The organism is Eubacterium sp. Marseille-QA0814 (assembly GCF_965119675.1).
In the GTDB taxonomy this organism is placed as follows: domain Bacteria; phylum Bacillota; class Clostridia; order Lachnospirales; family Lachnospiraceae; genus Eubacterium_G.
Window position 1 is genome coordinate 1,527,501 of sequence record NZ_CBCPMG010000001.1, and the last position, 23,609, is coordinate 1,551,109.

Annotated in this window: 28 protein-coding genes (1 of these 28 only partly in view); all 28 read right to left on the bottom strand. The window is 34.5% G+C overall.

The genetic code is table 11. The features are described from left to right. Window positions 1-365: the 5' portion of a hypothetical protein gene (locus tag ACQY63_RS07095; RefSeq protein WP_178514794.1), read on the bottom strand. It extends 7 nt beyond the left edge of the window; the window shows 365 of its 372 coding nt (coding positions 1-365); the start codon lies at window positions 363-365; its stop codon lies off the left edge, out of view. 100 nt (window positions 366-465) lie between these two features. Further along, entirely contained in the window at window positions 466-1,449 is a 984-nt protein-coding gene (locus ACQY63_RS07100) for a ParB/RepB/Spo0J family partition protein (RefSeq protein WP_428244931.1), read from the bottom strand. 51 nt (window positions 1,450-1,500) lie between these two features. Continuing rightward, window positions 1,501-2,316, bottom strand: coding sequence for a ParA family protein (locus ACQY63_RS07105; RefSeq protein ID WP_428244932.1), 816 nt, complete (start codon window positions 2,314-2,316; stop codon window positions 1,501-1,503). A gap of 119 nt (window positions 2,317-2,435) precedes the next feature. Continuing rightward, window positions 2,436-5,402, bottom strand: coding sequence for a MobP2 family relaxase (gene mobP2, locus ACQY63_RS07110; protein WP_428244933.1), 2,967 nt, complete (start codon window positions 5,400-5,402; stop codon window positions 2,436-2,438). Window positions 5,403-5,623: 221 nt separating this feature from the next. Further along, window positions 5,624-6,364, bottom strand: coding sequence for a class B sortase (srtB, locus tag ACQY63_RS07115; RefSeq protein WP_349181439.1), 741 nt, complete (start codon window positions 6,362-6,364; stop codon window positions 5,624-5,626). A gap of 20 nt (window positions 6,365-6,384) precedes the next feature. Next, window positions 6,385-6,795, bottom strand: coding sequence for a hypothetical protein (locus tag ACQY63_RS07120; protein WP_178514804.1), 411 nt, complete (start codon window positions 6,793-6,795; stop codon window positions 6,385-6,387). Window positions 6,796-6,839: 44 nt separating this feature from the next. After that, window positions 6,840-7,091: a hypothetical protein gene (locus tag ACQY63_RS07125; RefSeq protein ID WP_178514806.1), complete on the bottom strand. Its 252-nt coding sequence runs from the start codon at window positions 7,089-7,091 to the stop codon at window positions 6,840-6,842. Between the two features lie 365 nt (window positions 7,092-7,456). After that, window positions 7,457-7,723 (bottom strand): type II toxin-antitoxin system RelE/ParE family toxin, encoded by a 267-nt coding sequence (locus ACQY63_RS07130; RefSeq protein WP_290851381.1) that lies wholly within the window; start codon window positions 7,721-7,723, stop codon window positions 7,457-7,459. Next, window positions 7,724-7,981 carry an AbrB/MazE/SpoVT family DNA-binding domain-containing protein gene (locus ACQY63_RS07135; RefSeq protein WP_302630216.1) on the bottom strand — a complete coding sequence of 86 codons (258 nt, stop codon included), beginning with the start codon at window positions 7,979-7,981 and terminating at the stop codon, window positions 7,724-7,726. An 80-nt stretch (window positions 7,982-8,061) separates the two neighbouring features. Further along, window positions 8,062-8,268, bottom strand: a complete 207-nt coding sequence (locus tag ACQY63_RS07140) for a hypothetical protein (RefSeq protein ID WP_302630215.1) — start codon at window positions 8,266-8,268, stop codon at window positions 8,062-8,064. 190 nt (window positions 8,269-8,458) lie between these two features. Next, window positions 8,459-8,662 carry a hypothetical protein gene (locus ACQY63_RS07145; protein ID WP_428244934.1) on the bottom strand — a complete coding sequence of 68 codons (204 nt, stop codon included), beginning with the start codon at window positions 8,660-8,662 and terminating at the stop codon, window positions 8,459-8,461. A 9-nt stretch (window positions 8,663-8,671) separates the two neighbouring features. Then, window positions 8,672-8,911, bottom strand: coding sequence for a hypothetical protein (locus tag ACQY63_RS07150; RefSeq protein ID WP_428244935.1), 240 nt, complete (start codon window positions 8,909-8,911; stop codon window positions 8,672-8,674). Between the two features lie 544 nt (window positions 8,912-9,455). After that, window positions 9,456-9,914 (bottom strand): JAB domain-containing protein, encoded by a 459-nt coding sequence (locus tag ACQY63_RS07155; RefSeq protein WP_428244936.1) that lies wholly within the window; start codon window positions 9,912-9,914, stop codon window positions 9,456-9,458. Further along, window positions 9,907-10,176, bottom strand: coding sequence for a hypothetical protein (locus ACQY63_RS07160; protein WP_428244937.1), 270 nt, complete (start codon window positions 10,174-10,176; stop codon window positions 9,907-9,909). The genes ACQY63_RS07155 and ACQY63_RS07160 overlap by 8 nt, the downstream gene beginning before the upstream one ends. Window positions 10,177-10,239: 63 nt before the next feature. Continuing rightward, the gene (locus ACQY63_RS07165; RefSeq protein ID WP_428244938.1) at window positions 10,240-11,124 is read right to left on the bottom strand and encodes a DUF5688 family protein; all 885 of its coding nucleotides are present in this window, start codon (window positions 11,122-11,124) and stop codon (window positions 10,240-10,242) included. Between the two features lie 61 nt (window positions 11,125-11,185). Beyond that, entirely contained in the window at window positions 11,186-11,470 is a 285-nt protein-coding gene (locus tag ACQY63_RS07170) for a hypothetical protein (RefSeq protein ID WP_290851368.1), read from the bottom strand. A gap of 673 nt (window positions 11,471-12,143) precedes the next feature. Continuing rightward, window positions 12,144-12,794: a recombinase family protein gene (locus tag ACQY63_RS07175; protein WP_428244939.1), complete on the bottom strand. Its 651-nt coding sequence runs from the start codon at window positions 12,792-12,794 to the stop codon at window positions 12,144-12,146. Between the two features lie 796 nt (window positions 12,795-13,590). Further along, complete coding sequence (locus tag ACQY63_RS07180; protein ID WP_428244940.1) at window positions 13,591-14,478, bottom strand: hypothetical protein; 888 nt, start codon at window positions 14,476-14,478, stop codon at window positions 13,591-13,593. 394 nt (window positions 14,479-14,872) lie between these two features. Continuing rightward, complete coding sequence (locus tag ACQY63_RS07185) at window positions 14,873-15,175, bottom strand: hypothetical protein (RefSeq protein ID WP_178515528.1); 303 nt, start codon at window positions 15,173-15,175, stop codon at window positions 14,873-14,875. Then, window positions 15,162-15,821 (bottom strand): hypothetical protein, encoded by a 660-nt coding sequence (locus tag ACQY63_RS07190; protein WP_256278786.1) that lies wholly within the window; start codon window positions 15,819-15,821, stop codon window positions 15,162-15,164. The genes ACQY63_RS07185 and ACQY63_RS07190 overlap by 14 nt, the downstream gene beginning before the upstream one ends. A gap of 11 nt (window positions 15,822-15,832) precedes the next feature. Then, window positions 15,833-18,532: a zincin-like metallopeptidase domain-containing protein gene (locus ACQY63_RS07195; RefSeq protein WP_428244942.1), complete on the bottom strand. Its 2,700-nt coding sequence runs from the start codon at window positions 18,530-18,532 to the stop codon at window positions 15,833-15,835. Then, entirely contained in the window at window positions 18,522-18,671 is a 150-nt protein-coding gene (locus ACQY63_RS07200) for a hypothetical protein (RefSeq protein ID WP_256278788.1), read from the bottom strand. Before ACQY63_RS07200 ends, ACQY63_RS07195 begins: the two co-directional genes overlap by 11 nt. A gap of 11 nt (window positions 18,672-18,682) precedes the next feature. Then, window positions 18,683-19,768 (bottom strand): hypothetical protein, encoded by a 1,086-nt coding sequence (locus tag ACQY63_RS07205; RefSeq protein WP_428244943.1) that lies wholly within the window; start codon window positions 19,766-19,768, stop codon window positions 18,683-18,685. 16 nt (window positions 19,769-19,784) lie between these two features. Then, window positions 19,785-20,714, bottom strand: coding sequence for a DUF3991 domain-containing protein (locus ACQY63_RS07210; RefSeq protein ID WP_428244944.1), 930 nt, complete (start codon window positions 20,712-20,714; stop codon window positions 19,785-19,787). After that, a complete protein-coding gene (locus ACQY63_RS07215) occupies window positions 20,711-21,514 on the bottom strand; it encodes a coiled-coil domain-containing protein (protein ID WP_415993420.1) in 804 nt (267 codons plus the stop codon). The genes ACQY63_RS07210 and ACQY63_RS07215 overlap by 4 nt, the downstream gene beginning before the upstream one ends. Further along, window positions 21,498-21,812, bottom strand: a complete 315-nt coding sequence (locus tag ACQY63_RS07220; RefSeq protein WP_290851353.1) for a hypothetical protein — start codon at window positions 21,810-21,812, stop codon at window positions 21,498-21,500. Before ACQY63_RS07220 ends, ACQY63_RS07215 begins: the two co-directional genes overlap by 17 nt. 11 nt (window positions 21,813-21,823) lie before the next feature. Continuing rightward, window positions 21,824-22,342 carry a hypothetical protein gene (locus ACQY63_RS07225; RefSeq protein ID WP_428244945.1) on the bottom strand — a complete coding sequence of 173 codons (519 nt, stop codon included), beginning with the start codon at window positions 22,340-22,342 and terminating at the stop codon, window positions 21,824-21,826. A gap of 17 nt (window positions 22,343-22,359) precedes the next feature. Further along, a complete protein-coding gene (locus ACQY63_RS07230) occupies window positions 22,360-23,607 on the bottom strand; it encodes a lysozyme family protein (protein ID WP_428244946.1) in 1,248 nt (415 codons plus the stop codon). Window positions 23,608-23,609: the final 2 nt, after the last annotated feature.

Consider the following 23,609-nt stretch of genomic DNA (forward strand, 5'->3'; position numbering starts at 1 on the left):
TTCTTGTAAACAAAACCTGTATCATCTATCGTAATCATCATTGCGCTATACTCTAATAACGCCTGATATAATGCTGCAGAAAAATTAGAGCCTTGCGACCATGCTATGTCTTCCAATTCTTTCTTCTGGTCAATGTCAATGTAACTGGTTATAAGAGCACTTCTTGATATGTAATTTGGTTCTCCTCTTGGTATCATTACTCTTTTATCAATTACCCTGTCACCACTAAGAAAATATCTTACTGCTTTTCTAATAAACACAACCTTGGTTATTTCTTCTCTCTCTATTAAAAACTCCATTATGTTTTTTAAATCTTGCGTAATATAGCTTGAAAATGCTACAGCATTTTTTCTCATTCTTGCCATCGTATATCCTTTCCAAGCAGGGGGACAACTTTGTCACCCTAATCTCATTAAATTGTAGGTGACAAAATTGTCACCCACATTTTTTACTTTCTATATTTTATTATTTGTTAAGAATATTTGCAAGTTTTTTAATCAGCTTTGTGTATTCCCTTTCCTGCTTCTCTGTAAAATAGATTTTCTTATTCTTAATATTCTCCAATAATTCTTCAACATCTGAATTAACCTTGTCTGTGTATTCTTCCTTTGGTTCTTCCTTTTTAAAGGTATCAACATCTATTGGAGCTATCTTCTGTGACCTTGCAGCCTCTGCCAGACTGTCCTGCTCTCTAGGTGTTAGAATATCAACTGCTCTTTCTGCAACACCAATGCTTATTTCATCATCTAACACTGAATTAATCAAATTTGCAGTTGCATTGTTTTCAACCTTGTTGTATCTCTGTATTTGGCCTTGTGACATTCCGGTTGTTCTTGCCAATATGTCTCTTGTCTTTTCTCCCTTGATTTGAATGTCCTTGTCTTCCATGTTGATTGTGTCTACACCATTCGCTCTTAGTTCATCAATTATTCTTTTCCATGCCTGAACTTCAATGTATCTGTCTGCATCAGTATATTTTCTAGCTTCCTTGTTAGTTGTAATTAAAGCATACTGTTCCTTAGCCTCATCTGATAATGGCAATTTTATTTTATCCAAGTCCTTTATCGTACATGGTATCAATGTATCTTCATTCCATTCCGGAACATTTGGATCCTCTATCAGTTTGTCTATAGCTGTTATTCTTCGTTCTCCACCTAAAAGCATGTATTCATTATCATTTATTTTCTTTACATTAAGAGGTGAAGCAATTCCATAAATCCTTATTGATTCTGCCAGCGAATCTATGTCCTTGATACTGTAATTGTTTTTTGAATTTTTCCTTATTTTATTTCTATCGAGATTAACTATTCTCATTTTGATAACATCCTTTGATGCATCATTAAGAAGACCTTCTCCAAGTCTTAGCTTTTTTTCGCCCGGCACTGCATCAACCTTTAATCCTTTTCCGTCTTCATTTCCTCTTATGGAATTAACACTGAATTTTCCCATTTTGTCTCCTTTCCCTTTTAGGGGACAATTTTGTCCCCTTGTCTCATTAAGCTATTTTCTATTTAAAATGTATTCTGTAAGTTCTATGTAATCCTTTGTGGCCTTGCATTTATTCTTTCCATTGTCATAAGCAAGCAATGGGATCTGCATTAGGCTGCCTTCCTCAATATTCTTGTTTGTTGCTATTGTAATGGGAATGATGTATTCGCCAAAGGAATCATTAAGTAATTCGTACACTGCCTTTGACACATTCTTTCTTCCATTCCATTGTGTAAAGAACATTCCACCTACCTTCAATTCCGGATTGCTTTCCCTAACAACATCAACTATGCTCATAATGATTGCCACTCCTAAAAGTGAACCTCCATCACATTTAAGCGGAATATAAATTTCATCAGCCGCTACCAATCCGTTAATATTAATGATTGATAATGATGGGCTGGTGTCGATTATGCAATAATCATATTCGTCTTCAACTTTCTTTAAATGTCTTTTAAGTTTAAACTGTTGAGGTGAAATAACATCTCCCTTAATTCTTTCTTCTGCCTCCGACAACGTTAAACAACTTTGAATAATGTCTAAGTTTTCATAATCTGTATGTAAGATACAATCATGTATGTCTACATTTCTATCCAGTAGCAATGTCTCTATGTTTTTTGCCGTATTCTCCATTCCACCTTTATATATCTTATTGAAAATGCTTACAAAGTCCACATTGCTGAACATCATTGTTGTATTCATCTGTGGGTCCGTATCCACCACCAATACTTTTTTATTATATCTTGTCGCAAGCATATGTGCAACTGATGTTACCGAAGCAGTCTTTCCTACGCCACCCTTGTTATTTATAAATGCAATTGTTTTCATTTTTTTGTCTTCCTTTCTATATATTGTCTTGACAATACAATTATATTTCTTTGACCATATATTGTCAAGTTTTTCTTATAAATTTAGGGGACAATTTTGTCCCCTTGTATTTCTACATTCTAAATATCAATGCTTTCCTCAACAAGTTTTTCGTGTTCCTTCTCATTCTGCCTCTTTTGCCATTCCTCTTTCAATGCTTTCTTTAATGCTCTGGTAGCATTGGATAATATCATTGCTTTTCTGTGTCCTAATCTGAAACTTGCATTTTTCCCATCATTCATTTTTTTCAAAAAATCCGATGCATATTCATTTCCATTTTCTGCAGCTCTTTCAATCCATTGCCGTCCTAATGTTTTATCTTGTCTTACTGCTTCTCCTTTCAGATAAGTAATTCCAAGCATGAACGCAGCCGTGTCATTGCCTGCCCCGGCTGAGCATTCCATGCATTCAATTCCCTTGTTTGGATTATAGAGCTGACCTTCCGTATCAAGATACATTCTACCCAAGTAATAATCTGAATATGGTTTGATGCTTTCATTTTCGCACTTTAAAAATTGTTGCTCTGAATTTGGATAGTCCTTTTTGTCATAATAAATTTTTCCAAGTTGGTAAGCAGCATATTCGTTATTCTGCTCCGATGCCCTGCCAAACCAATACATGGATTTTTCTTCATCCCTTTCAATGTACTTTCCATTATTGTATATTTTTCCAATCTGATACTGTGCAAATGAATTTCCCTCTTCTGCAGACTTCTCCATATACATTATTCCCTTTTCAGGATTAAACATTTCCTCGTTTTCATTTAAATATATTTTCCCCAACTTGTACCATGCATACTTATTGTCTGCCATTGATAGATGCTCAACTGCTTCCCTGATGTTTCCATCATCAATTTTTAACTTTCCAAGCTTATAAGCTGCATATCCATTTCCTTCTTTTTCTGCCATCCTGTACCACTTTTCAGCCTCCAGTTTATCTTTCATTCCATACTCATTATCACTGTATACGTTTCCCAATGCATACATTGCCATGTCGCTTTTCCCGACTGTTGCAGCTTCCTTTAGATATTCCAATGCTTTAGGTAACATTTCAATGTTCTTTTCTTCAAGATAAATTTTTGCCAGTTTGTTCATTGCATACACATTTTTTGCTTCTGCAGATTTTTCTAAATATTCCTTTCCCTTTTCGTTATTCTGTTCTGTTCCCTGACCATTCAAGTACATCATTCCAATTCTGTACTCCAAGTTATCATCAGGATTTTTTCTCTCCATTTCTGAAAATTGAATGAATGCACTGTCATATAATTCTTCCTTTTTTTCGAGGGGGACAAAATTGTCCCCTAAATTTACCTCATCATTTTCTATCATGCTGGCTGCCTTATAGGCTGCATATCCGTTATTTTCAGAAACCGATTCAAAGTCACTAAACGCTCCCCGAAAATCCTTATCCATACCCTGACCATAATATTTCATTTTTCCAAGCATGTATCTTGAATAATCATTTTCAGATAATTCAAATCGCTGTTTTGCCAGCTCATAATTCTTTTCTGTTCCCTGACCATAATAATGCATTTTTCCTAACCTGTAATTTACGTAACTTGATTTTTTGTCTTCACTTGAACAATTTTTCAATTGAACTTCAAAGCCCCTGAATGCTCTTTGGTAATAATGCTCTGCTGTTTTTGTATTTATCTTTGTTCCAATTCCCTTTTTATAAACTTCTCCTAACTCATATGTAGCAAGAATGTTGCCGGCATTATGTTCTTCCAACAGAAGCATTGTTGCTGTTTCATAATCAGGATTTTTTTGATGTATCAGTCTTCTTGCCTTTTTATATTTTTTGCTCCATTCATAATAGGAATCCTCCACATCCGCTTCCGGCTCTATGAAGTCATCCGCATCAACATCATTCATTTCATTTTCATCACCATAAATTTCTGTTGAATAAACCTTATCAATTAACTCTTTTTCATCATCTGTATCTAAGGGGACAAAATTGTCCCCTAGTTTTTCCTCTGCGTTTTTTAGTTCATTATCATACTTTTTTATTTCCTTAAGAATTGCATTTCCCAGTCTTGTATACAAATCCTTCATCTTGTTTTTACCGTAATCTTTCTTACTGTCACCGTAAGCCTGCTTATATACTTCTTCCTGCGTGTTTATTCTTTCTCTCAATTCCTTAAATTCATCTGAATGATACTTTTCCAAATAATTGGTGCTTATGTTATCAATGTCTGCTCGCAGCCTTGCCATTATCGGATTGTTATAGTTCCACAAGTTCCTGTTACAGTCAGGCATTTTTTGATACAGGTCCTCAAAAAGTTTTACAAGTTCTTCATCCTGTACAAGCGGATGCTCACTCTTCTGTTTCACTATGCTGTCCCTGATTATTTGGTTAATCTTTATGTTATTTTCTTTGTCATTTACTAATTCATTAACAACATAACTCTTACATTTTTCTATGCTCTTTGGCTTAAACCTTCCCTTATATTCCATCTTGGTTAGTGGCTTTCCATTTTCATCCAAGATTGGTTTTCTGATTCTTTTTCCATTTTGATATGCATATTCGTACTGTGTGTATTCCTTCTTCTCCCTCATTGGAACAGGCTCGACAGTTGCAATGTGAATGTGGATGTTGTCAGTATTAAAATGAATTGCCCCCGACCAGACTGCATTATCCAACTTTTCCGCTTCAAGCATTCTGTTAACTCCGCCTCTTGCAACTTCCTTTAATTTTGCCTCATCTATTGCATCATCATTTTCACTTATTATTCCATTTTGTTTTAACCAACGATTGTCAAAGGATATTACTGTTTGCCACATCACTGATTCATTGCTCTGTGCCTGTTCAAATATTTCCTTTAACTGCATCTTTTCATCTTCCGATAAGTTATCCTTTTCAGACGTAAACAGTCCGCTTGTCTTATTTGGATTTCCCATGTAATCCTGATACAGATTATATTTTGCGGTGTTCTTATTTCTTACTGCCTTGCTCCTATTAATGTAATCAATATATCCTTGGAACCGGTTGTCATTAGGTCTGCAAAATTCAGTCACCACCACAACTCCTGCCTTAATTTTCCCCATTTTTTCCTCCTTAAATTTTTAGGGGACAAAATTGTCACCTTGTATTCTTAATTTTTAGGGGACAAAATTGTCACCCTATATTCTTAATTTTTAGGGGACAAAATTGTCACCCTATATTCTTAATTTTTTAGGGGACAAAATTGTCACCCTATATTCTTAATTTTTTAGGGGACAAAATTGTCACCCTGTATTCTTAATTTTTTAGGGGACAAAATTGTCCCCTAAATTAACTTGCACACAATTACCATTCTGCTGTTTTTATTTGTGTTGTCACACGTTGATAATGTAAGCAGCTTGTCTTTCAACGAAATCTTTTCTCCTGTGTCATAAAGTTTTATTTTTTCAAGTTGCTTTATATATTTTTTCTTTTTATTCTTCCAGATGTTAACATTGTAATATTCAAATGAATTTTTCTTGTTTACATCTGAAACAAAAGCATAAACAACTATATACTTTCTATTGTCATTTAAAGTGTTGAAGCTAACATATTTATGAGTGTCATAAAAATTTTTATCCTTGTACTTTATTAAGTCAGAAAACATCGTTCCATTATTCATATGATGTCCGTATATTACTGCATTAAACGCAGAAATATCTGTTGTACAGTTTTCTCCGATAAAAGGTGTTCCATAAATGGAGTATTCCTTTTCAAAATTTCTCATTAGGTAATAATCAAATTGCTTTGTTGTTTTCATCACGGGATAATTAATTTTTGTATCCTTTATTTTTATCCATCCTACAAAATCACTGTTCTCTCTATATAATTTCAGATATTTATTTTGAACCGTCTTTCCTTTTACATCTGTCTTTCCATTTACTTTTTTGTTTATCTTGTTCTCCACGTTATCAAAAAGTTCTTTTTGTTTATAAGCTTCATAATAGTAATTTACAATTTTAAACCCACTAAAAAGAAATGTTGCAGATAATATAATGACTATGAATTTGTTTATAACTCTTTTCATTTTTCCTACCTTTTCTTAATTTATTTCCCCGAATTGTCACTTTGCTTTCTTTTTCTCTCATCACTCTTCTGTTTAAAGTATGCTATTTTATCTTTTATGTTTTTCTGTGACTGCTCCACAACAACATTAGGTGCAAGCTCCGCAGATATGAGTGCATCGGCCTTGAACATGTGAAGCAGCGTATTTATTGCATCCAATATGACTATACTATTTTGTTCAGCCGTCTTGGTTGCCCATTTAAGTCTTTCGCTCTTCATATAACTTTCCTCGAACTCCTTTACCACGGATTTTGCAATGTCATCGGTTAAACTTTCCGACTGCAACAAGAAGCTTATTGCTGCACTATCACTTTTTAATCCATACTTTAATTTCATGTCCTGCAGTTTTTCGTATTCCTTTTCATCAAAATATATATTTTTCCTTATTGCCATTCTTTCTTCCTTTCACTTTATATTCTAGGGGACAAAATTGTCCCCTAATATTTATCCCTTATGTTTTCAAGTAGCATGCTGTTTTCTCTTATCACATCATTTGCCTGCTCCAATCTGTCTGCCACTGCATCAACAAGATTTGAATATCTGTTTTCAATTTCATTTAAATCCTTCATTACCGCAATCTGTGCAATCTGATTTTTAAGATATTCATTTCGGCTAATGCCTTTCTTTTTAGCCAGCTCATCTATTTTCTTAATTGCCACCGGGTCCACATCCCTTATTGATATGTTCATTCATTTCACCTCATTTTTTCTTTTTATATTGTCATTCAGATATAGATATATATTATATCTGACAAGATATTTTTGCAACACTTTTGGTGCAAAATTTGCTTAATACACACCTTTTAGGTTGTACAAAAGTGTGTATTAAGGGGCATAAGTAATATCACGGAAACGTTAGGCACTGCCTAACTATCAACGCAGTTGATATCAGTTTCCTCTTATGCTCTTTTTTCACTGGCTGTCCGCACTGCTTCGTGAAAACCTAGCTGAAAAATCGGCGGCTACGCCGTCCCCCCTTAAAAGAAAAAATTTAATAATTCGGGCGAAAAAAAAGTACCACATTCTGTGATACTTTCCTGCCTGCTGGCACCGTTTTAAAATTTTTTAAGAATGTCATGATGTCCTATATCAACAATCATGACTATTTCATCATTTTCATAATACCATATTACTCTTATGTCCATGTTCACACTGAACTCAAACAAGTCTTCCGTTCCCTGAATGCGTTTTGTTCTAAGCGATGGGTGAAATGGATTTTCAACAAATATTTTTAACTTCTTTTTAAATTGTGCCCGTTCCTTATCTGATAATTTCTTAAAGTTTTTTTCAAACCTTGGTGTATATGTTATTCTAAAAGCCATTTATTCCTCCAACTTATCAAACAATGCATCCAGATTATCAAATACAGGTTGTTCCCCTGCCTTTAATTTTTCCTTAACATCATCAATTTCATTTCTTAGCTCGTTCAAGTATTTTTTCGGATATACCGTAACTGGCATTATATAAATCATTCCGTCTTTTTCCATAATGTTCAGTTTATCTCCTTCTGCTAAACCCAACTTTGTAACTATTTCCTTTGGAATTGTTATTTGTGATTTCTGTCTTAATTCTGTCAACATGTTAATACCTCCATTTCAAACAATAAGATTTTCTTACTTTCTTACTTTTATTATATTCACATGTTTTATTTTTTTCAATATTATGTTGTTTCTTCAAATAAAATTGTAAATCCATTCTTTTCTTCTGCCCATCCTTGTGCAGCAATTAAAACTTTTTCATCTTCGTCACAATCCTTAAAAAATTCATCTATGATTTCTACATCATACAAATTTTCCTCTTTATTCTGTTTTTTTAATTCCTTTACAGTAAGGTTTACTCCTTTTACTTTTAAAAAATCTCTATACATTTCTTTCTTCCTTTCCTTTTTCTTTATTTATCACATTATATGGTATTTAATATACCATATAATATTTTATTACAAAAGTCTAATTAAAATAGCCGAAACCATCCACATATACATTATTAAAATAACTGTTAACTGAATATTTCCCTTTAATTCCTTTTTTCTTTGTTCTCTTGTCATATCTGTTTTCTCCTTAAACTACTTGTTTTATGATGTCGCTAATCATTGCCGTTCCTGAATCACCTGCAACATTTGCTATTTTTATACCTCCACATTCAAATGTTGCCGTGACTATTTCCGTTGATTTGTCGTAATACAATTTTTTTAATTCTCTTAAATTTCTTGTTTCCCTTAGTGTATCTGTAAGTAAGTCGCATACTTTTTGTAAATCTTCCATTCCTGCCACCTATATCCTTTCCAATCTATCTGTTATGCTGCTAAAATGGTATTCTCTACCAGTCATCACGTTTTCAAAGTGTACACTTGGAGCAAAGTGGCTAAATGGTTTAAATTCCTTGTTCCATATTATTCCTAACTTTCCATTTTCCTCATACACGTTAAATACTTCTCCATGTACCCTTGTCTTAATCACCTTATTATTGCTGTCGAATATGTGAACCTTTACTTTGCTATTTTTTCTAATCACTTCCTTTACCTCCGATTTTTAAATTTAAAATTTGTTTCTGGCATGTTTGGGATTGGGTGCTTCCCTTTGTTAGTTGATATTAAGTTTTCATGCTACATCTCCTTCTTTCTTTAAATTAAATTTGTTTCTGTATATGTTGGTTTTTGGTTTGCTTGCACATTAAAAAAATCATTGTGAAAATTTCTCGCAAGGGCGTGCATCGCACGTGCAATTTACCCTTGCAGAACATTTTTTCAATGATTTAATGGTGCAAAAAAGCAAACCTTCCAACATATCAGGAAACATAATTTAAAGAATGACCTGAGATGCATGAAAACGAAAATATCAACGTCCGTTTCCAATAACGTGGTGAGATAAGGAATAAACACAATGGCCGTCCCTACGGTTGGGGGTTCGGCAACTGATTTGTTTGTATGACAGATTCCGCACAAAACGCAACGTGTGAAGTGCGAATCTGGATGTAAACAAATCAGGCGGGGAGGGGCGGCCCATAAAAAAGAAAAAGAGCATATCAAAATTTGATATCTCTGTTTCTTTTTTATTTTCATATTCTCTTTTCTTCTGCATACGAAAAATAACCCTTGCCTATTATGATAAAATCAACAAGCTGAATTTTCATAAGCTTTCCTGCCTCACTTATCTTCGATGCAACAACATCATCATCTTTTGATGGGGTAGTGTCATGTGAAGGATGATTGTGAGCAATTACTATGTTCACTGCTCCACATATCAATGCTCTTTGAAAAATCTCTCTGGGATTCAAAATACATGCGTTCACTGAACCATGACCTAATTCAAATACTCCCAGCGGATTACATTTTGCATCAAATGCAAGCATGTATACATATTCCTCTGCTTTTTTATCAAGCCTGAAACATTCATTAAGAAGCTTTACTATTTTCTCCGGGCTGTTAAGCCTTTCGTCCGGACATTCATAAGAGCTTTCTTCTACCATTAACGGATGTTTAAGTTCGTCCAATTCCATTTCATATTTTCTAAGCATACTTTTTTTCCTCCCATTCTTCCAATGCACTTTCAATTGCATAATGTTCATTCTCATCATCAACATCTTCCTGAAGTATTTCATATGCTCTGCCGGCCACAAATTCAATCTTTTCATCAGGCCAGTTGCAATTATTGTTTCCAACATATTCAAGCATGCATTGTCTTTCAAAAAAATTGTGTATGGCAACAATCTGCTTGTCGCAAAGAATTAATTCATTTCCACTAATTCTGCAGTCCCTTAAATCCAACTTAAACTCCATGATTTTTCTCCTTTCCTGAAATCAGGAGAGAAGCAAAGCTTTTCTCCCTCTTTCAGTTTTATTCTACATAATGCTTAACTCACCTTTTGAATACTTGTATACATTGTATGTAAGTCTGTCTTCTGGTGAAACTTGATTGTCATTAACCTCTCTAACCATTTCTCTAAGTTCTTCTGATTCCATCTTTCCATAAGGAACAGCAATACATTCATGTATGCTTGATGGAAGAATGATAAAATCACCACCGATAAGATAAGATACCGCATTAAGTATTCTTGTACTTAAAATTGAAGCAGCTCCGAATATCTTATGTGAATTTGTTATTACATACATTTCAACGTCCCCTGACATGTCAGGTGCTTCTTCTACCGGGATATCCAGTATTTCACAAATTACTTTTTCCATACTAGATACAACGTAGTCGTTTTCTATGTTTCTTATGGCACTATTAAGAAGTTCTGTCTGTTCAATGCCTGCTCTTGCTAATTCTTCTTTTCTTAATGTTACGCTTGCAGTAGCATCTACCGATGAAGCTTCTGAAACATCTATGTAAAATAAAATCAACATGTCAAGATAATGTTTATAAGCTATATTCATTTTCTTAACTTCACCTATATTTGCATCTGAAACAACTCTTAATCTTACATTTTCCAAGATATAATCTCGACTGCATAACGTTTTAACATCAAGCTTTTTGTCTTTGTTTTCTTCATATATCCTTTCCAAGAACTCAATTACTTTGTCATCGTCATACCAAATATCTTCCATACATTCCTTGTAAACTGTTGGACACATTTTGCACTTATTATTATCGGACAAAATTGTAATTCCAAACTTGTTACCATTATTTTTAAAAGCTTCCTTAACTTCTAGGTGAAATTCCTTTCCCTCTAACTTTTCATTAAGTTCCTCTACTCTCTTAATCATTTCTTCTTTTAAAGTATTCATGTTATTATCCTTTCCGCCCTTTGGGCTTAAAAATTTATTTTTATAAATTAAAAGAGCCTACTTAGGCGTAGACTCTATATTTACTCCAGCTTACGTTTACAACCGTTCCAAGAATGGATGTAAGAACATCTCCCCATGTCGGGTTAGTTCCTTTAAGTTCTTTAACAGCTTTCTGTTTTAACAGCCAGCTCATGAGTGTTCTTGTTTGGTACTTCTTTGAAGTATCAAAGCTATACATTACTTCCTGAGGGTAATGTCTGTTTCTGTCGAAGATGTCTTCAACATTTGTACAATACAATGTTATGACTTTGTCATTAATGGAATAAGAATTAAACTCAACTAACATATTAAGCTCCTTCTGCCACTGTTTAGTTTTATTTTTAGTGGCTACTTATTATTGAAAATTTATAAGTTTCAAGGCTTGTTTCCCTTCTGATGATATTTAATTGTCAATGTGCCTTTATCGTCTTGCGATGACATCAAAAAACTGCAGGTTCTGCGTACTGCAAGGACGTGCTCGCACGTACATTTTATCCTTGCAGTAATAAAGCAGGTTCTGCAGTAATATGGCATCAAGCAAGACAGGCACATTGATAATTTCATCAGATGGAAACTGCCGGAACTTAAATTTTAATTAGTAGCCGCTAAAATTGCCTATACAGTGGCGGGGTGCGACCAACAAGCTAAAGCCCCCGGTGATTCGGGGGTTGGAGGGTTGAGAAAAATAAAAAAAGTCCGACACCTCGGACTTTTCTCTGCTTTTCATAAAAGATATTAAGCAGGGCTTAATATCCACATCTTTTCATAATGCCCTGGGAGACGGGCAGGGCTGTCAGCGTAGCTGACTGGGTAGGAATGGTACCTAAATAAAATCTTTCTTCCAAACTTTTCTTCCAAAAATAAAATTCCAAAAACTTGTCAAAAAATTCTTGCTAATAGTTTGCTAAAAAAAACTCTAAAAATACTTACAAAACTTCAAAAGAAAAAAGGTGACAAAATTGTCACCCTGAAAATCATGCTTAATCATTCTTGGCTTCATCAAGCTTTTTCTTTACATTTTCCTCTAAATTTTCAACATTATTACATAATTCAAAATATTTAATCAATCTTTTTTTCTTTGCTCTCTGCAATGTTGACTTGCTAATTCCTGTCATGTTGCTCACCTCCTTATAACTATGTTTCTCTAATAATTTCAATGCCAACTCCATCTGTTCTTCTCCAAATTTCAAAGGCCTTCCATCCTTAAAATTAGGATTATTCTTCTTGGCTGCATTTTTACCTTCCTGAGTACGTTCAATGATCATGTCTCTTTCAAATTCTGCAAATGCCAACATCACATTTGTAATTAAACGACCTGTCGGGCTATTATCCATGCATCCCATGTTTAACACATTCACCACTACATCATCATTTTGCAATTTTTTAATAAGTTCAGAGCCTTCAATCACTGATCTGGCAATTCTATCAAGCTTTGTGACAATTAACTCATCCTCGGAAGAAATAACTGAAAGCAACTCTTCCAACTGTGGCCGCCTTGTGGTTTTCCCGGAATACTCATCCATGAATATCTTCTCGGCACCTGCAGCATTCAATTTTTCAATCTGCGCCTCTAAAGAATTACCATCTGCAGCCTGCCAATGTGTGCTCACTCTCGCATAACCATATTTCATTAAAATCACCTCAAATGTTACAAAATTGTCCATTTACTTATGAACATAACTTATGAATATAGTTTAGCATTTATAAAAATACATGTCAATTCTAAAATGTTACTAATGTATTACAAAAAAATAAAGTATTCAAAACTCAACAGTTCTGAACACTTTATTAATCAATATAATTCTATTCCACCATTAAATAATGTAGGTTCTACCATACTGCACCTCCACTTATTACATTCCTGCTTAAATTGTATAAGCGATACGGTTTAAAATCAATTTCATTTTTTCTTTTAAGGGATGTTCCCTTAAAAAAAGAAAAACATAAAATGTAAGCCTTTAAATTATATTCTTCCACGACAAGTTTAGGATAGCGTTAGCTATCTTGCGTTGATCCGTGGCCGAAGGACACATTTAAATGAGCAACGCTACCTTATTTGCTAAAAGAATATATAAATAGAAAAAATAAAAAAGAAAGAATATATATAGAAAACTTTCAGCCTCCCACAAATCCCCTTATCATAAGGGATTCCCACAAAAACATTCTGCAGTAATTTTGACTAGAAAAATAAATAGTAATCATATTATTTTGACCATATAGTAAAAAACATACATAAATTTAGACTGACTTAATGTAAAAAAACAAGAAAAAAGTCAGCTTTTTTAGATTTTTTCTGAATTTCATCTTATTTTTGAAAATATTGTGTATTTACTTTTCTCCCGGAATAGCTTATTAATTTTTTAATGCACGACAAATAAACCTGACCTGCAGGCTGTAGAGTATATTTATGAAATTAAGATATGTATTTTAAAAAAGTGCCAATTCACTTCTCACTATTTTATGTATGTACTTTGCATTAAGTACTCTGTTCTTTGGTTCTTTTTCCTTACGTGCACAAGACATGATTATCTTTGTGATCAGCAGCTTAATGTCACGTCCATGCACTTCTGCTAATTTATCATACTGCGACATTAAATAAGCTGTATCCTTGATGTCTCTTGTGCTTGCCTTCTTTATTTTCATATGTCTAACAAGTCCCTGAATGTAATTTTCCTGAACATTATTTCGCTGATTTGAACTGTAGTCCTTTTCAAATTTTTCATGCAAATATGTAATGTAGCATATTCCTTTCTTTACGCCGATTGCAAAAAAGTTTTTAAGAGTATGCATGTACGAACGAACTACACGCTTGCTCACGCCAAGCATTGCTGAGTACTGCCCTAAAAACTCCTTGGCTTTTCTTTTGTATGATTGAGTGTTTTCGTTGGTTAAGTGAGCGAACCAAAACAACAGAAACTTTTCATTTGCCTTCAATGATGCATATTCCTTGCTTCTGAATAATTTGCGTTGAAGGGATACATAGCCCTCCCGTTCTGCTCCATCATAAGAAAAATCGTTATCTATGATGGTAACATTGTAATCAATGCTTCTGCCAAATATCTTATGTTTTGCCACCGGATTAACTGTATATTCAGGAACTCCCGCTTCATATGTTATTACTTTCTTTTCAGCCAACCCTCTTAGGGCATTATAAAAACTCTGCTTTGACATTTTTGTAGTCTGACAGACTGCTTTATTATGAACACCAAATACTTTTCCTGAATTGTCCTGTCGTCTGATCATGTATTCAAACAACTTCCACTCACATTCTGTTAAGTTTGTTAATTTTGTTAAAATTTTGTTTTTTATCTTCATTATATTTCTCCTCTTATAAGTTCTTCTAATTAATTAGTTGGAGCCAATTGACAATATATTTCTTTTAACATATAATGAAAATTGACTAGGTTAGACTAGGTTAGGCTAGATTAGGTTAGGCTAGGTTAGGCTAGGTTAGGTTAGGTTAATTAATTAGTTAGTTATGCTAACCGTCATATCAATTCATTATGCATAAAATATAAATTTGTTTACTTATAAAGATTTTATATTTTCATTTGTTGGTTTATCCCTCTAGTAAGCTTTTTATATTTTCGTTTGTTCCATGAATTGTTTGATTTATCCCCACGTCAATTGTTTTTCCCAAAAACAATTGACAACATTTTTTTAACATTATATTTAGAAAAAGCATCAGCAGGGTGCTTTTTTTATTTTCTTAAAATCCAAGATAACCTTTTAATTCCTTAATTACAGCCATTCCCTGATGAATGAGTTCATTTCTTGTTTCAGGATATATAATTGCTGTTAATCCAATGACTGCAAGAATGAATATTATGATTCCAACAACAAGCTTAATAACGTTTCCGGTTGTTCTTACAAAAAACTTAACAGTATTGTCTTTTTCAACAATTAAAACATCTTCCGGAGTTTCATATTTTTCTCTTAATTTCTTCTGCTTTTCTTCTCTGTCGTATTCATCTCTTATGTCATTAACTAAACCTTTTTTAAACTTTGCCATTTTCCTTATTATCAGCTAACGTTTCCGTCTGCTTACTCATTCTTTCCCTTTCTCTTTGATTTCTTAACTGTCTCACTCTTTTCTTGTTGTCAAAATCAATTATTTTTTCGATGTCCTCCTCATGTTCCTCCCAAAATAACATCTTGTTTTCCGTATTAATGTAGGATATGAGGTACTTATATTTTTCCTTAATTTCATCAAGACGTCTCTTGACAAATTTTGCCAGGGAAATTTCATCGATGAATTTTCTTTCCCTTCCCTTATAAAACAGATTGAAGCACATTACTTCTTTTGTATCTATCATTGTTGTTACGGCCTGACCTGATACGTTTAGCAGATATGCCACTTGCTTTAAGCTTAGATAATCTACAGTGTTTAACTTTATCTGTATGTTTTTCTCAACATTATTCCAGTAATCAAGTCTTTCTTCCTCGGACAAATTAAGGTACTTATAAACTCTGTTATATCTTGATATCTGTTTATAAAAGATGTCTTCCACCGATGATGCATCAATTAAAAGTTTCTCCTTTCCTTTTGTTATTTTTGTAGCCCTAAGTCTTCCTTTTTCACACATATGTTGTATTTCCCGCATTGTTTTTTGTAAAAGAAAAGCTGCCTGCACTGAATATATATACTCTTCTTTCATTTAAATCCTCCTTACAATTCCATTTCCATTCTTCTGTTCATCCCCCTTGCTTTTGTATTAGTTTTAGTTCCGGTATTCTTGAAAAAATCCATGACATTTTGTTCCGGTGCTTTCATTTCAGGTTGCTTCATGTTGCAAATTAACTCATGTTGTGTAAGTAACATGTCCTTATTGATTACTTCCATGTCATCCGTGGTTGTTCTGAACTCTTTTGGTATTCCTTTGCTGTTTTCAAATTCATAAACATCCTTTACCTTGTTTGTAAAGCTTCTGAACTGTTCATCTTTCTTAAAGGCATTTGCCACTTCGTCTGAAAATGCCTTTCCTGACATTTGTTTTACGATTCCGCCTTTTCCTTCTCCAAATGTAATGCCATCCGAATGTTCCTTTCCTTTCAGGATAAGTTTAAACTTGTTAGTCTTTGGTTCAATGTATTTCTGCTCTTCCGGATTTTTTATGTTAGCAATATTCTCCTGCGTCTTATATCTGTCCCAAAGATATTTATTGCCCTGCGTATATTCTCTGTCGATTTCCCTTGATATAAAATCATACTCGCTTACCGTATAATACTTACCCGTTTCAAATCCCGATGTTTCGACCTGCTCACATTTAACAAGATTAACCTTGCCATTTTCACATGCATTTATTAGCACGTTTTCATTTACAAAAAACTTGGAACCCTTATAGCCTTGAAAGTTCCTAGGATTATCTACCTGATCCAAAGCGAACATTCCTGATGCTATTGGTATCTGTTCATTTATGAGCTGCTCTGCCAGTCCTTCCGATATTTCCACCAGTTCTCTTTCATTCCATAAGTTAGGCAATTCCTTCAGATTTCTATATTCATCATTAGTTTTTGCGTACAATCCTGAAAGAAGATTTTTTGTGTACGCTGGATTAAAAATGTTGCATGAATTATCTATGTCCTGTGTATGATTCATGATAACTTCACCAATGCTTAATCCTTCACTAAAATATTTCTCAACCTCTTTCCCTATGGAGATGCTGTCACTTTTAATGTGTTCAGGAATGCTTTCATCATTCATGAACATGTCAAGCGCACGTTCCTGACCTTTCATGGCCATTCTAAATCTTGCAGCTTCTGCACCGGTTAATTGAATGTTTTCTGCATCCCTAACCACCTCTTTTTCGTTACTCTTTCCTTCGTTAATTTTTTCATAGAAATCTATTGCATCATTAACTATTTCATTAACATTTTCGTGATTGTAGGTTTTGTATTTAATCTCATTCTTTTGAAGCATATCCTTAATTTCATTGTCTTTTTCAATGCTTTCCGTTAGGTTGTGAATACGTCCCTCTTCTTCAAAGTTTGAGGCATCCCTCTCCATAAAAAAAGAATAATTAATGTATTCTCCCTGCAGTTCATTTACAAGCGATTCATATTCAGGTGTTAACTGCTTGTTGTAAATTGTGTTTAACATTACCGGAGAATCCGTAACTATAAAATCAACCTGATCATATAGCCTGTCCATTCTTCTTGTCTGTTCCTTCAAAATTTCATATTGGTGTTCCGGAGATCCGTCCAACATTTCCATGTCATTTTCATAAACAAGTTCCTTTGCATATTCCTGAACATATTCAGCATTGTAGCCTTCCTTTTTCAGGGCTGCAGTAATTTCCATGCATGCTGTGGACTTGCCTGCTCCCGGCCCGCCATAACCGTTTATTACTATCGGCTGTTTATTTTGTGATACCTCCTCGATGTATTCTCTGTGCAAAGCAACGTACGTATCCATGTTTTTAATGAAAGATGCATCCCTTGACATTTCAGTTTCTTTTTCTAATCCAAATTCGCCCTTTTCTATTAGATAATCTGAAATTTTTTCTGCATCCTTAATGGCTGCAAACAGTTCATTTGGCTCGTTTTCCAAAACATCAATCCAATTTTGCACGTAAGCCTCATGGTTTTCCATGTGCTCATTTTGTTCATAATCAAGGCCTAATTCCTGCGCAGTAAAAGCTGATGCAATTTCAGCCCTTAATTCTTCCTTTGCATATTCAGGGCTTCCAAACACCCCTGTCATATCTCTATTAAGTCTGCTTATATGACCTGTTGCATGTCCTGCTTCATGAAGCAGTGTTGCCATGTAATCATATTCAGTCTCAAATTTGTTCATTTCAGGTAATGTTATTCTGTCACGACTTGGGTTATAAAATGCCTTGTCACCACCTTCCGAAAAATCAACATTCATGTTTTTTAGTAAGGTGTCTCTTTTCTGTAAAAGTTCTTCCGTGTTTAACTCGTATGTTTTTTCCTCATATTTCGGAATTCCATCTATCTGCTCACCATTAAACACCGTATACACATTGGATATTGGTTTTACTCTATTCTTGAACTCTTCAAGTGTTAATTCATCGGATAACTGTTTAGCTTCCCTTTGAGTAAGTTTTCTCTTTTCCTCCGTGTCATATAAAGACCAAAATTCCACTCTTGTTCCTTTTGAACCGGGCTTTATTTTCCAGCCTTGTGTCTGTGCCTGCTTAAATGTGCACCATCTTGGATCCTCAAATTCTCTGGCAAACTGATTATATGAAAGCCATAATGAATTAGCTCCGTGATAAGCCGTATTTGTAACAGCATTAAACGGACGTTGCTTTGCACTCCAGCTTCTATGCCATGGAATGGTATCTTTTTTAAGACAGTCAATAAAACTGTTAATCATTTCCTCACGCATTCTGTTAAGCTTCATCCGTACCACCACCTTCTAACTCATCCCACTCATGAATTACTTCTTCATCAGGCTTTTCGAACTCAAATTCATCCGGGATGTCAATGTCTGCCCCAAGTTGTTCCATTAATTTCATAAATTTTTCTGTTCTGCTATCCATTGTCTTCCTCCTTATTTTTTTCTTTTTCTGAAAAATCCTGATTTCTTTTCCTTTTTCTCTTCGCTCTTGTTTTCTATTGGAATCATTTTCTTATAAATTTCTGAATTTCCAAAAGTAAAAGGATCCTTTGATTCATCTGCGAAAAATGTCTTGTCTGCCTTGTCTTCCATTAATTCCTTAATGTCCTTTTTTTCAGTTTCCGCAGTAAAATTGAATACATAAAATACATCGTTATAAAAATTGCTCTTGATTAGTTCATATGTCTTTTCAAATTCATCAGGCTTGCTTCCAACAACGAATATCTGTATGTCCTTTTCAAGAAATGAGACTTTGTTAAAATCATGTTCGCTATAAACGCCATAATCATATACTATGTATTCATAATCCTTGTCCTGTACTTCCTTTAATCTTTCTGCCTTGTAATACATGTCAACATTCTGATACTCTGTAAGTCCTTCCATCTCATCATATTGTGAATCCTCGTAAAACTCCCTGACTGCCTTTACAAATCCATGATTGTTCATTTCAAAATATGCAGCCTTATATCCGTTAAATTTAAGATACTTAACAATCTGTAATGCCTGCGTTGTTGTTCCCATTCTTCTTACTGCTCCGGCAACTCCTATCGTTTTTACCTTTTCTTTTTTTGTTAGTTCTTCTGCATTATCTTCATCCTCACCCTCAAAATATATTCCCAGACTTTCATAACCCCACTGCTCATAAAAACCGTTTATGCAGTTGGTTAGGTCTTTCTTCTTGTCACTGAGCATTTCCGAAAATATGTAATTACGTATTCCTCTTGAATACAATCCTGATAGAAGTTCAGACTTTGGAGAAAATGCTACAGCGTATATGATTATCTTTGTATTTACAGCTTCCTTTACTTTCATTAATGAATCTATGATTACATCTGCATCATCTGCATACTGCTCCACATCAACTACAAGATATTCACAATTTTCCTTATAGTTCATTATCTCCGGTATTTGATTTACTATGTGAATGTCTGTGTCTATGTATTCAACCGCCTGGTCAAACTTAGCTGCAACATCTTCACAAAAATATCCTTTTTCCTTACTTCCCACAAAAATAATCATTGCCTTTTCCTCCGTTTCATTTATTTCTCATCTGCAGAACATCGTTCCAATCCTTGCCGTATTTTTTTGGTGGCAATTTCCATTTTCTTACCACATCAGGATAATTTTTCTTAACGAATGAACACATAAGCTGTGCGCATGGGATTCCGCCCTGATTGTCATTTGTCTTGTCATTGTCAGTCGCAATTACGATTTTTTTAATGTTTCCCCTATCAAGATAAGTCTTAATTGCTTCCCATTTTCCAACGCCACCAAGGGCTAAATAATTATATTTTTCATTACTGTCAACAAGACTCATGATGCTCATTGCATCAATGACAGATTCTGTCACCACCAACACATTGCTCTCATTATCAACATAAAAGCATTTGGCATAATCGCATCCTGCAACATCACCATAGAACGGCTTAAATGTGTTCGTACCTCTTCTGCAGGCGAACACCGGAACCATTCCATTGTTGACATCATATCCAACAAAAACACAATTTCCATTTTTATCCTGATACAACATTTTATTATCAACAAAAAACTGTACTACATCCGGTTTTATGTTTCTTGTCTTAATGAGATATGCATACACCTTTCTCATGTTTGAATCCTTTCCCGGAAGTTTCAGTGTTTTATCAGAAATTCTTTTTTCCTTTCTGACCTGACATTGACTGTCCCTTGGGATGTCTCCCTCAAACTGCCTGATAACCTCATAAAAACTCATGTTACAGAATTTCATGGCAAAATCTATTATTGAACCCATTTCTCCTATGCATTTTCCATAACCTGAAATGGAATTTTGCCAATACACGTTTTTATGAGTATCTATGATTATTGAATCATGTTCCTTTAAACTGTAATACTTACCCTTTCTTACAGGCGTAAAACCTATTGAAGATGCATAATCCACAATACTTATGTTTTCTTTTATCCAATCAAATTTTTCCTTGCTTGTCATAGTCCCAAATCGCTTTTTTCCTTATTTTTCATGTCAATACGTTTATTTATTTCATCAATGTCAGCCATCAGCTCCTGTATGTCTTTCTGCTTTGATGTAATTGTCGAATTAGCTTCTGCAATCAATGAATCACTTTCAGTCTTTTCCTTATCTGTCTGATATATCTTTTCCTTGTTTATACGTTCAATTTCCTTCTGAACCTCTGCTATTTCATTGTTAAGCTTGTCAATCTGTTTATTATCTGCCTCAACTTCCTTTTGCATGTTTGATATTTCAATGTTAAATTTCTGTGCCATGTAGCCGTTTCTATCCATGCTCTTTAACTCTGCCACTTTTTCAACATCAACAACGTTCGTATAGAGCTTTAGTCTGTCTCCGGTTCCATCAGGCATTTCCATTCTTAATGACACATCACTCCATCTTTTTGGAATGCCTGATATTCTTAAGATAATCCAATCATCTTCCTCAATCATCACATCGCATTTCAACTTGTTACCCTTTAAGTCCATGGCAGAAAACTTATATTTGTTTATGCCATCATATGACTTGTTTGCAACATCAAGGTCAATTTCCATTAATTGCTGTGTTTCGGAATACTGCCATCTGTTAATAGTCACCTCTCTGTCTTCCCACGAATTGGTAACTCCTATCTTTGTAAGATATGATGCATCTGCAGATGTTGGCATCCAATAGGTAGAACTAAAGAAAAACACGTATCCTCCCACAAAAAAGAAAATGATAATGAAAAATCTTATGGCATCCTTGTTTCTTTTCATGCTTATTCTATCTTTCAATTTCAATGCTTGCTCCTTTAATTCTTGAATTAAGTTTGTCCTTATACAGTGCTTCAACCAACTCTTCATCAACCAGTTCCTTGTTAAGATTCCATACACGTATTCCTTTTATCTGTGCTTCTTCCAATACTTTATTTAATTTGTCCTTATTGATGCTGTCCTTATCAATGACATATACACCTGTTGCATCATCAATGGACTTAACTCTTGTTATGTACTCTCCTAATCTTTTATCCCAAAGTCCCTTGTAAAAACCTTCCATTTTATCGTTGCAGCATAAGTATGCTCTTCTGTTATTTTTCATTTGGTCTCCTTTCACGCAAGTCTTGTAGTCCATTGCTTTGTATTCTTGTCATAAGTTACATAAAAATATAGTGCCCTGCTTTTTTCAAACTTAAGATAATATGTCATTTCAACAATGCCGTCATTGGTATTAATCTGAACATCGCCTGCATAATCGGCATATTTGGCATTTCCATATCCATATCCGTTAACAAATGCCTGTACTGCATTTTTCAGCCCATCAACGTCATTTTCAACCAATGCCATTACATCATCACTTGGAAGTTTTATTTCTATGCCCTGCATTTCAAGATGTTCTTCCCTGTACTCATCAACCGTTACATTTTCGGCTGTTGTTTCTTCGATTGTTGTTATTTCCTCATAACTTGTACTTTCAGGAATATCATGCGTTGTAATTTCCGCACTTTCGACCGTTGTGGTCACTTCCTTATCTGTATCTTTTTTATTAAACAATGGATGTAAAAAATAATAGCCTGCAATGAATATTGCTATACAAATCATTGCTATTCCAAGTACTTTTCTTTTATCCATGAATCTCCTTTCCATCATCACGGCTTTTCCGTGTATGAGAAATGCATCGTGTCTTTTTTACCTGACCAATCGCCTCCCCAATAGAAGCCATGTGATTTCCATATTTTGATTACCTTTTTCGTGACACTAAACTTATTTTCTCCAGGCTTGTAACCACCATATCCATTAGACACATCAACGTTGGTGTTATAAAAGCAAGGGTTATCATTCCAGTTAATGTCAATTGCAAGTCCATATGAATGTTGTGATATGGTACCTGTACCGCTTATGTTCTTCCAAACGTAAGCTGCAGTCTGTGAAGCCTTTATTCTAAACTTAATCTTGTACATGTCCTCAAATACTGCCTTAAACTCTTCTGCAAGCTTCTTGTGTACAGTTAATGTCATTGTCGTGCTCTTTCCCTTTTCGTCATGTATTTTGACTGTTATTGGTACGAGATATTTTGAAACTTCTGACTGATTTTTTGGAACTGCAGCACCTTCCCATATGAATTTTTGCTTGTCTTCATATTTGACCTTTGCAGCATCCCCGCCTTTTACTGAAACTCCGTCACTGCCATCTGCAGAGTAGTATCTTAATACGTGTGATACGTAATAAGCGTCTCCGTAAGCATATGGACCAAGTATGTCTGCAGAGCTTCCAGTTCTTTTTTTTGCAACGCCTCCATTAAGCTGTGCACTCATTTTCTTCTGATATGCAAGGGCATTGCTTTGTGTCCACTTTCCTATGTTTTGAACCTGTTCCTTTGTTGTGTCCCTTCCAAATCCTGATGTGTCATTAATGTATGTAATGTAACCGGAGCCATAATTATAAGCCTGCAGTGCAATTTTTATGTGTTCCAAGTCCTGCGGTGATGATACCTTTATCTTTTCATGATTAAGAAGATTGCAAATGACCTTTACACCATGTTCAATGGATGTTTTTCTGTCTATTGAGTTTGGAGCTTTTCCAAGGCTTTCGGAACATTGAAAAATGTCTTCTCCGTTTCCTCCTGATTCCTGCTGTACAAGTGCCAGGACAAGGTAAACATATTTTTCCTTTCCATACTTCTTTAACTCCTTTTCAATCTCATCCCTAAGTGCAAGAACTGTTGGAGATAACGGCGAATTTTCATAAACAAATTCATTATCCGTATTGTTTTGTTCTTCTTCTCCTCCACCTGAAAGTACGGCTGCAAGACTTGATATCACACTTCCAAGAATTACTACAGTTACCAAAAAAAGCACACATAGGGTTGTTACAGTAGCAATTATTTTTTTCTTCATGT

Excerpts from the sequence above, each read along its gene's own strand:
- ACQY63_RS07100 (WP_428244931.1), bottom strand. The coding sequence starts at position 1,449 with ATGGGAAAATTCAGTGTTAATTCCATAAGAGGAAATGAAGACGGAAAA.
- ACQY63_RS07105 (WP_428244932.1), bottom strand. The coding sequence starts at position 2,316 with ATGAAAACAATTGCATTTATAAATAACAAGGGTGGCGTAGGAAAGACT.
- mobP2 (WP_428244933.1), bottom strand. The coding sequence starts at position 5,402 with ATGGGGAAAATTAAGGCAGGAGTTGTGGTGGTGACTGAATTTTGCAGA.
- srtB (WP_349181439.1), bottom strand. The coding sequence starts at position 6,364 with ATGAAAAGAGTTATAAACAAATTCATAGTCATTATATTATCTGCAACA.
- ACQY63_RS07120 (WP_178514804.1), bottom strand. The coding sequence starts at position 6,795 with ATGGCAATAAGGAAAAATATATATTTTGATGAAAAGGAATACGAAAAA.
- ACQY63_RS07125 (WP_178514806.1), bottom strand. The coding sequence starts at position 7,091 with ATGAACATATCAATAAGGGATGTGGACCCGGTGGCAATTAAGAAAATA.
- ACQY63_RS07130 (WP_290851381.1), bottom strand. The coding sequence starts at position 7,723 with ATGGCTTTTAGAATAACATATACACCAAGGTTTGAAAAAAACTTTAAG.
- ACQY63_RS07135 (WP_302630216.1), bottom strand. The coding sequence starts at position 7,981 with ATGTTGACAGAATTAAGACAGAAATCACAAATAACAATTCCAAAGGAA.
- ACQY63_RS07140 (WP_302630215.1), bottom strand. The coding sequence starts at position 8,268 with ATGTATAGAGATTTTTTAAAAGTAAAAGGAGTAAACCTTACTGTAAAG.
- ACQY63_RS07145 (WP_428244934.1), bottom strand. The coding sequence starts at position 8,662 with ATGGAAGATTTACAAAAAGTATGCGACTTACTTACAGATACACTAAGG.
- ACQY63_RS07155 (WP_428244936.1), bottom strand. The coding sequence starts at position 9,914 with ATGCTTAGAAAATATGAAATGGAATTGGACGAACTTAAACATCCGTTA.
- ACQY63_RS07160 (WP_428244937.1), bottom strand. The coding sequence starts at position 10,176 with ATGGAGTTTAAGTTGGATTTAAGGGACTGCAGAATTAGTGGAAATGAA.
- ACQY63_RS07165 (WP_428244938.1), bottom strand. The coding sequence starts at position 11,124 with ATGAATACTTTAAAAGAAGAAATGATTAAGAGAGTAGAGGAACTTAAT.
- ACQY63_RS07170 (WP_290851368.1), bottom strand. The coding sequence starts at position 11,470 with ATGTTAGTTGAGTTTAATTCTTATTCCATTAATGACAAAGTCATAACA.
- ACQY63_RS07175 (WP_428244939.1), bottom strand. The coding sequence starts at position 12,794 with ATGAAATATGGTTATGCGAGAGTGAGCACACATTGGCAGGCTGCAGAT.
- ACQY63_RS07180 (WP_428244940.1), bottom strand. The coding sequence starts at position 14,478 with ATGAAGATAAAAAACAAAATTTTAACAAAATTAACAAACTTAACAGAA.
- ACQY63_RS07185 (WP_178515528.1), bottom strand. The coding sequence starts at position 15,175 with ATGGCAAAGTTTAAAAAAGGTTTAGTTAATGACATAAGAGATGAATAC.
- ACQY63_RS07190 (WP_256278786.1), bottom strand. The coding sequence starts at position 15,821 with ATGAAAGAAGAGTATATATATTCAGTGCAGGCAGCTTTTCTTTTACAA.
- ACQY63_RS07195 (WP_428244942.1), bottom strand. The coding sequence starts at position 18,532 with ATGAAGCTTAACAGAATGCGTGAGGAAATGATTAACAGTTTTATTGAC.
- ACQY63_RS07200 (WP_256278788.1), bottom strand. The coding sequence starts at position 18,671 with ATGGATAGCAGAACAGAAAAATTTATGAAATTAATGGAACAACTTGGG.
- ACQY63_RS07205 (WP_428244943.1), bottom strand. The coding sequence starts at position 19,768 with ATGATTATTTTTGTGGGAAGTAAGGAAAAAGGATATTTTTGTGAAGAT.
- ACQY63_RS07210 (WP_428244944.1), bottom strand. The coding sequence starts at position 20,714 with ATGACAAGCAAGGAAAAATTTGATTGGATAAAAGAAAACATAAGTATT.
- ACQY63_RS07220 (WP_290851353.1), bottom strand. The coding sequence starts at position 21,812 with ATGAAAAATAACAGAAGAGCATACTTATGCTGCAACGATAAAATGGAA.
- ACQY63_RS07225 (WP_428244945.1), bottom strand. The coding sequence starts at position 22,342 with ATGGATAAAAGAAAAGTACTTGGAATAGCAATGATTTGTATAGCAATA.
- ACQY63_RS07230 (WP_428244946.1), bottom strand. The coding sequence starts at position 23,607 with ATGAAGAAAAAAATAATTGCTACTGTAACAACCCTATGTGTGCTTTTT.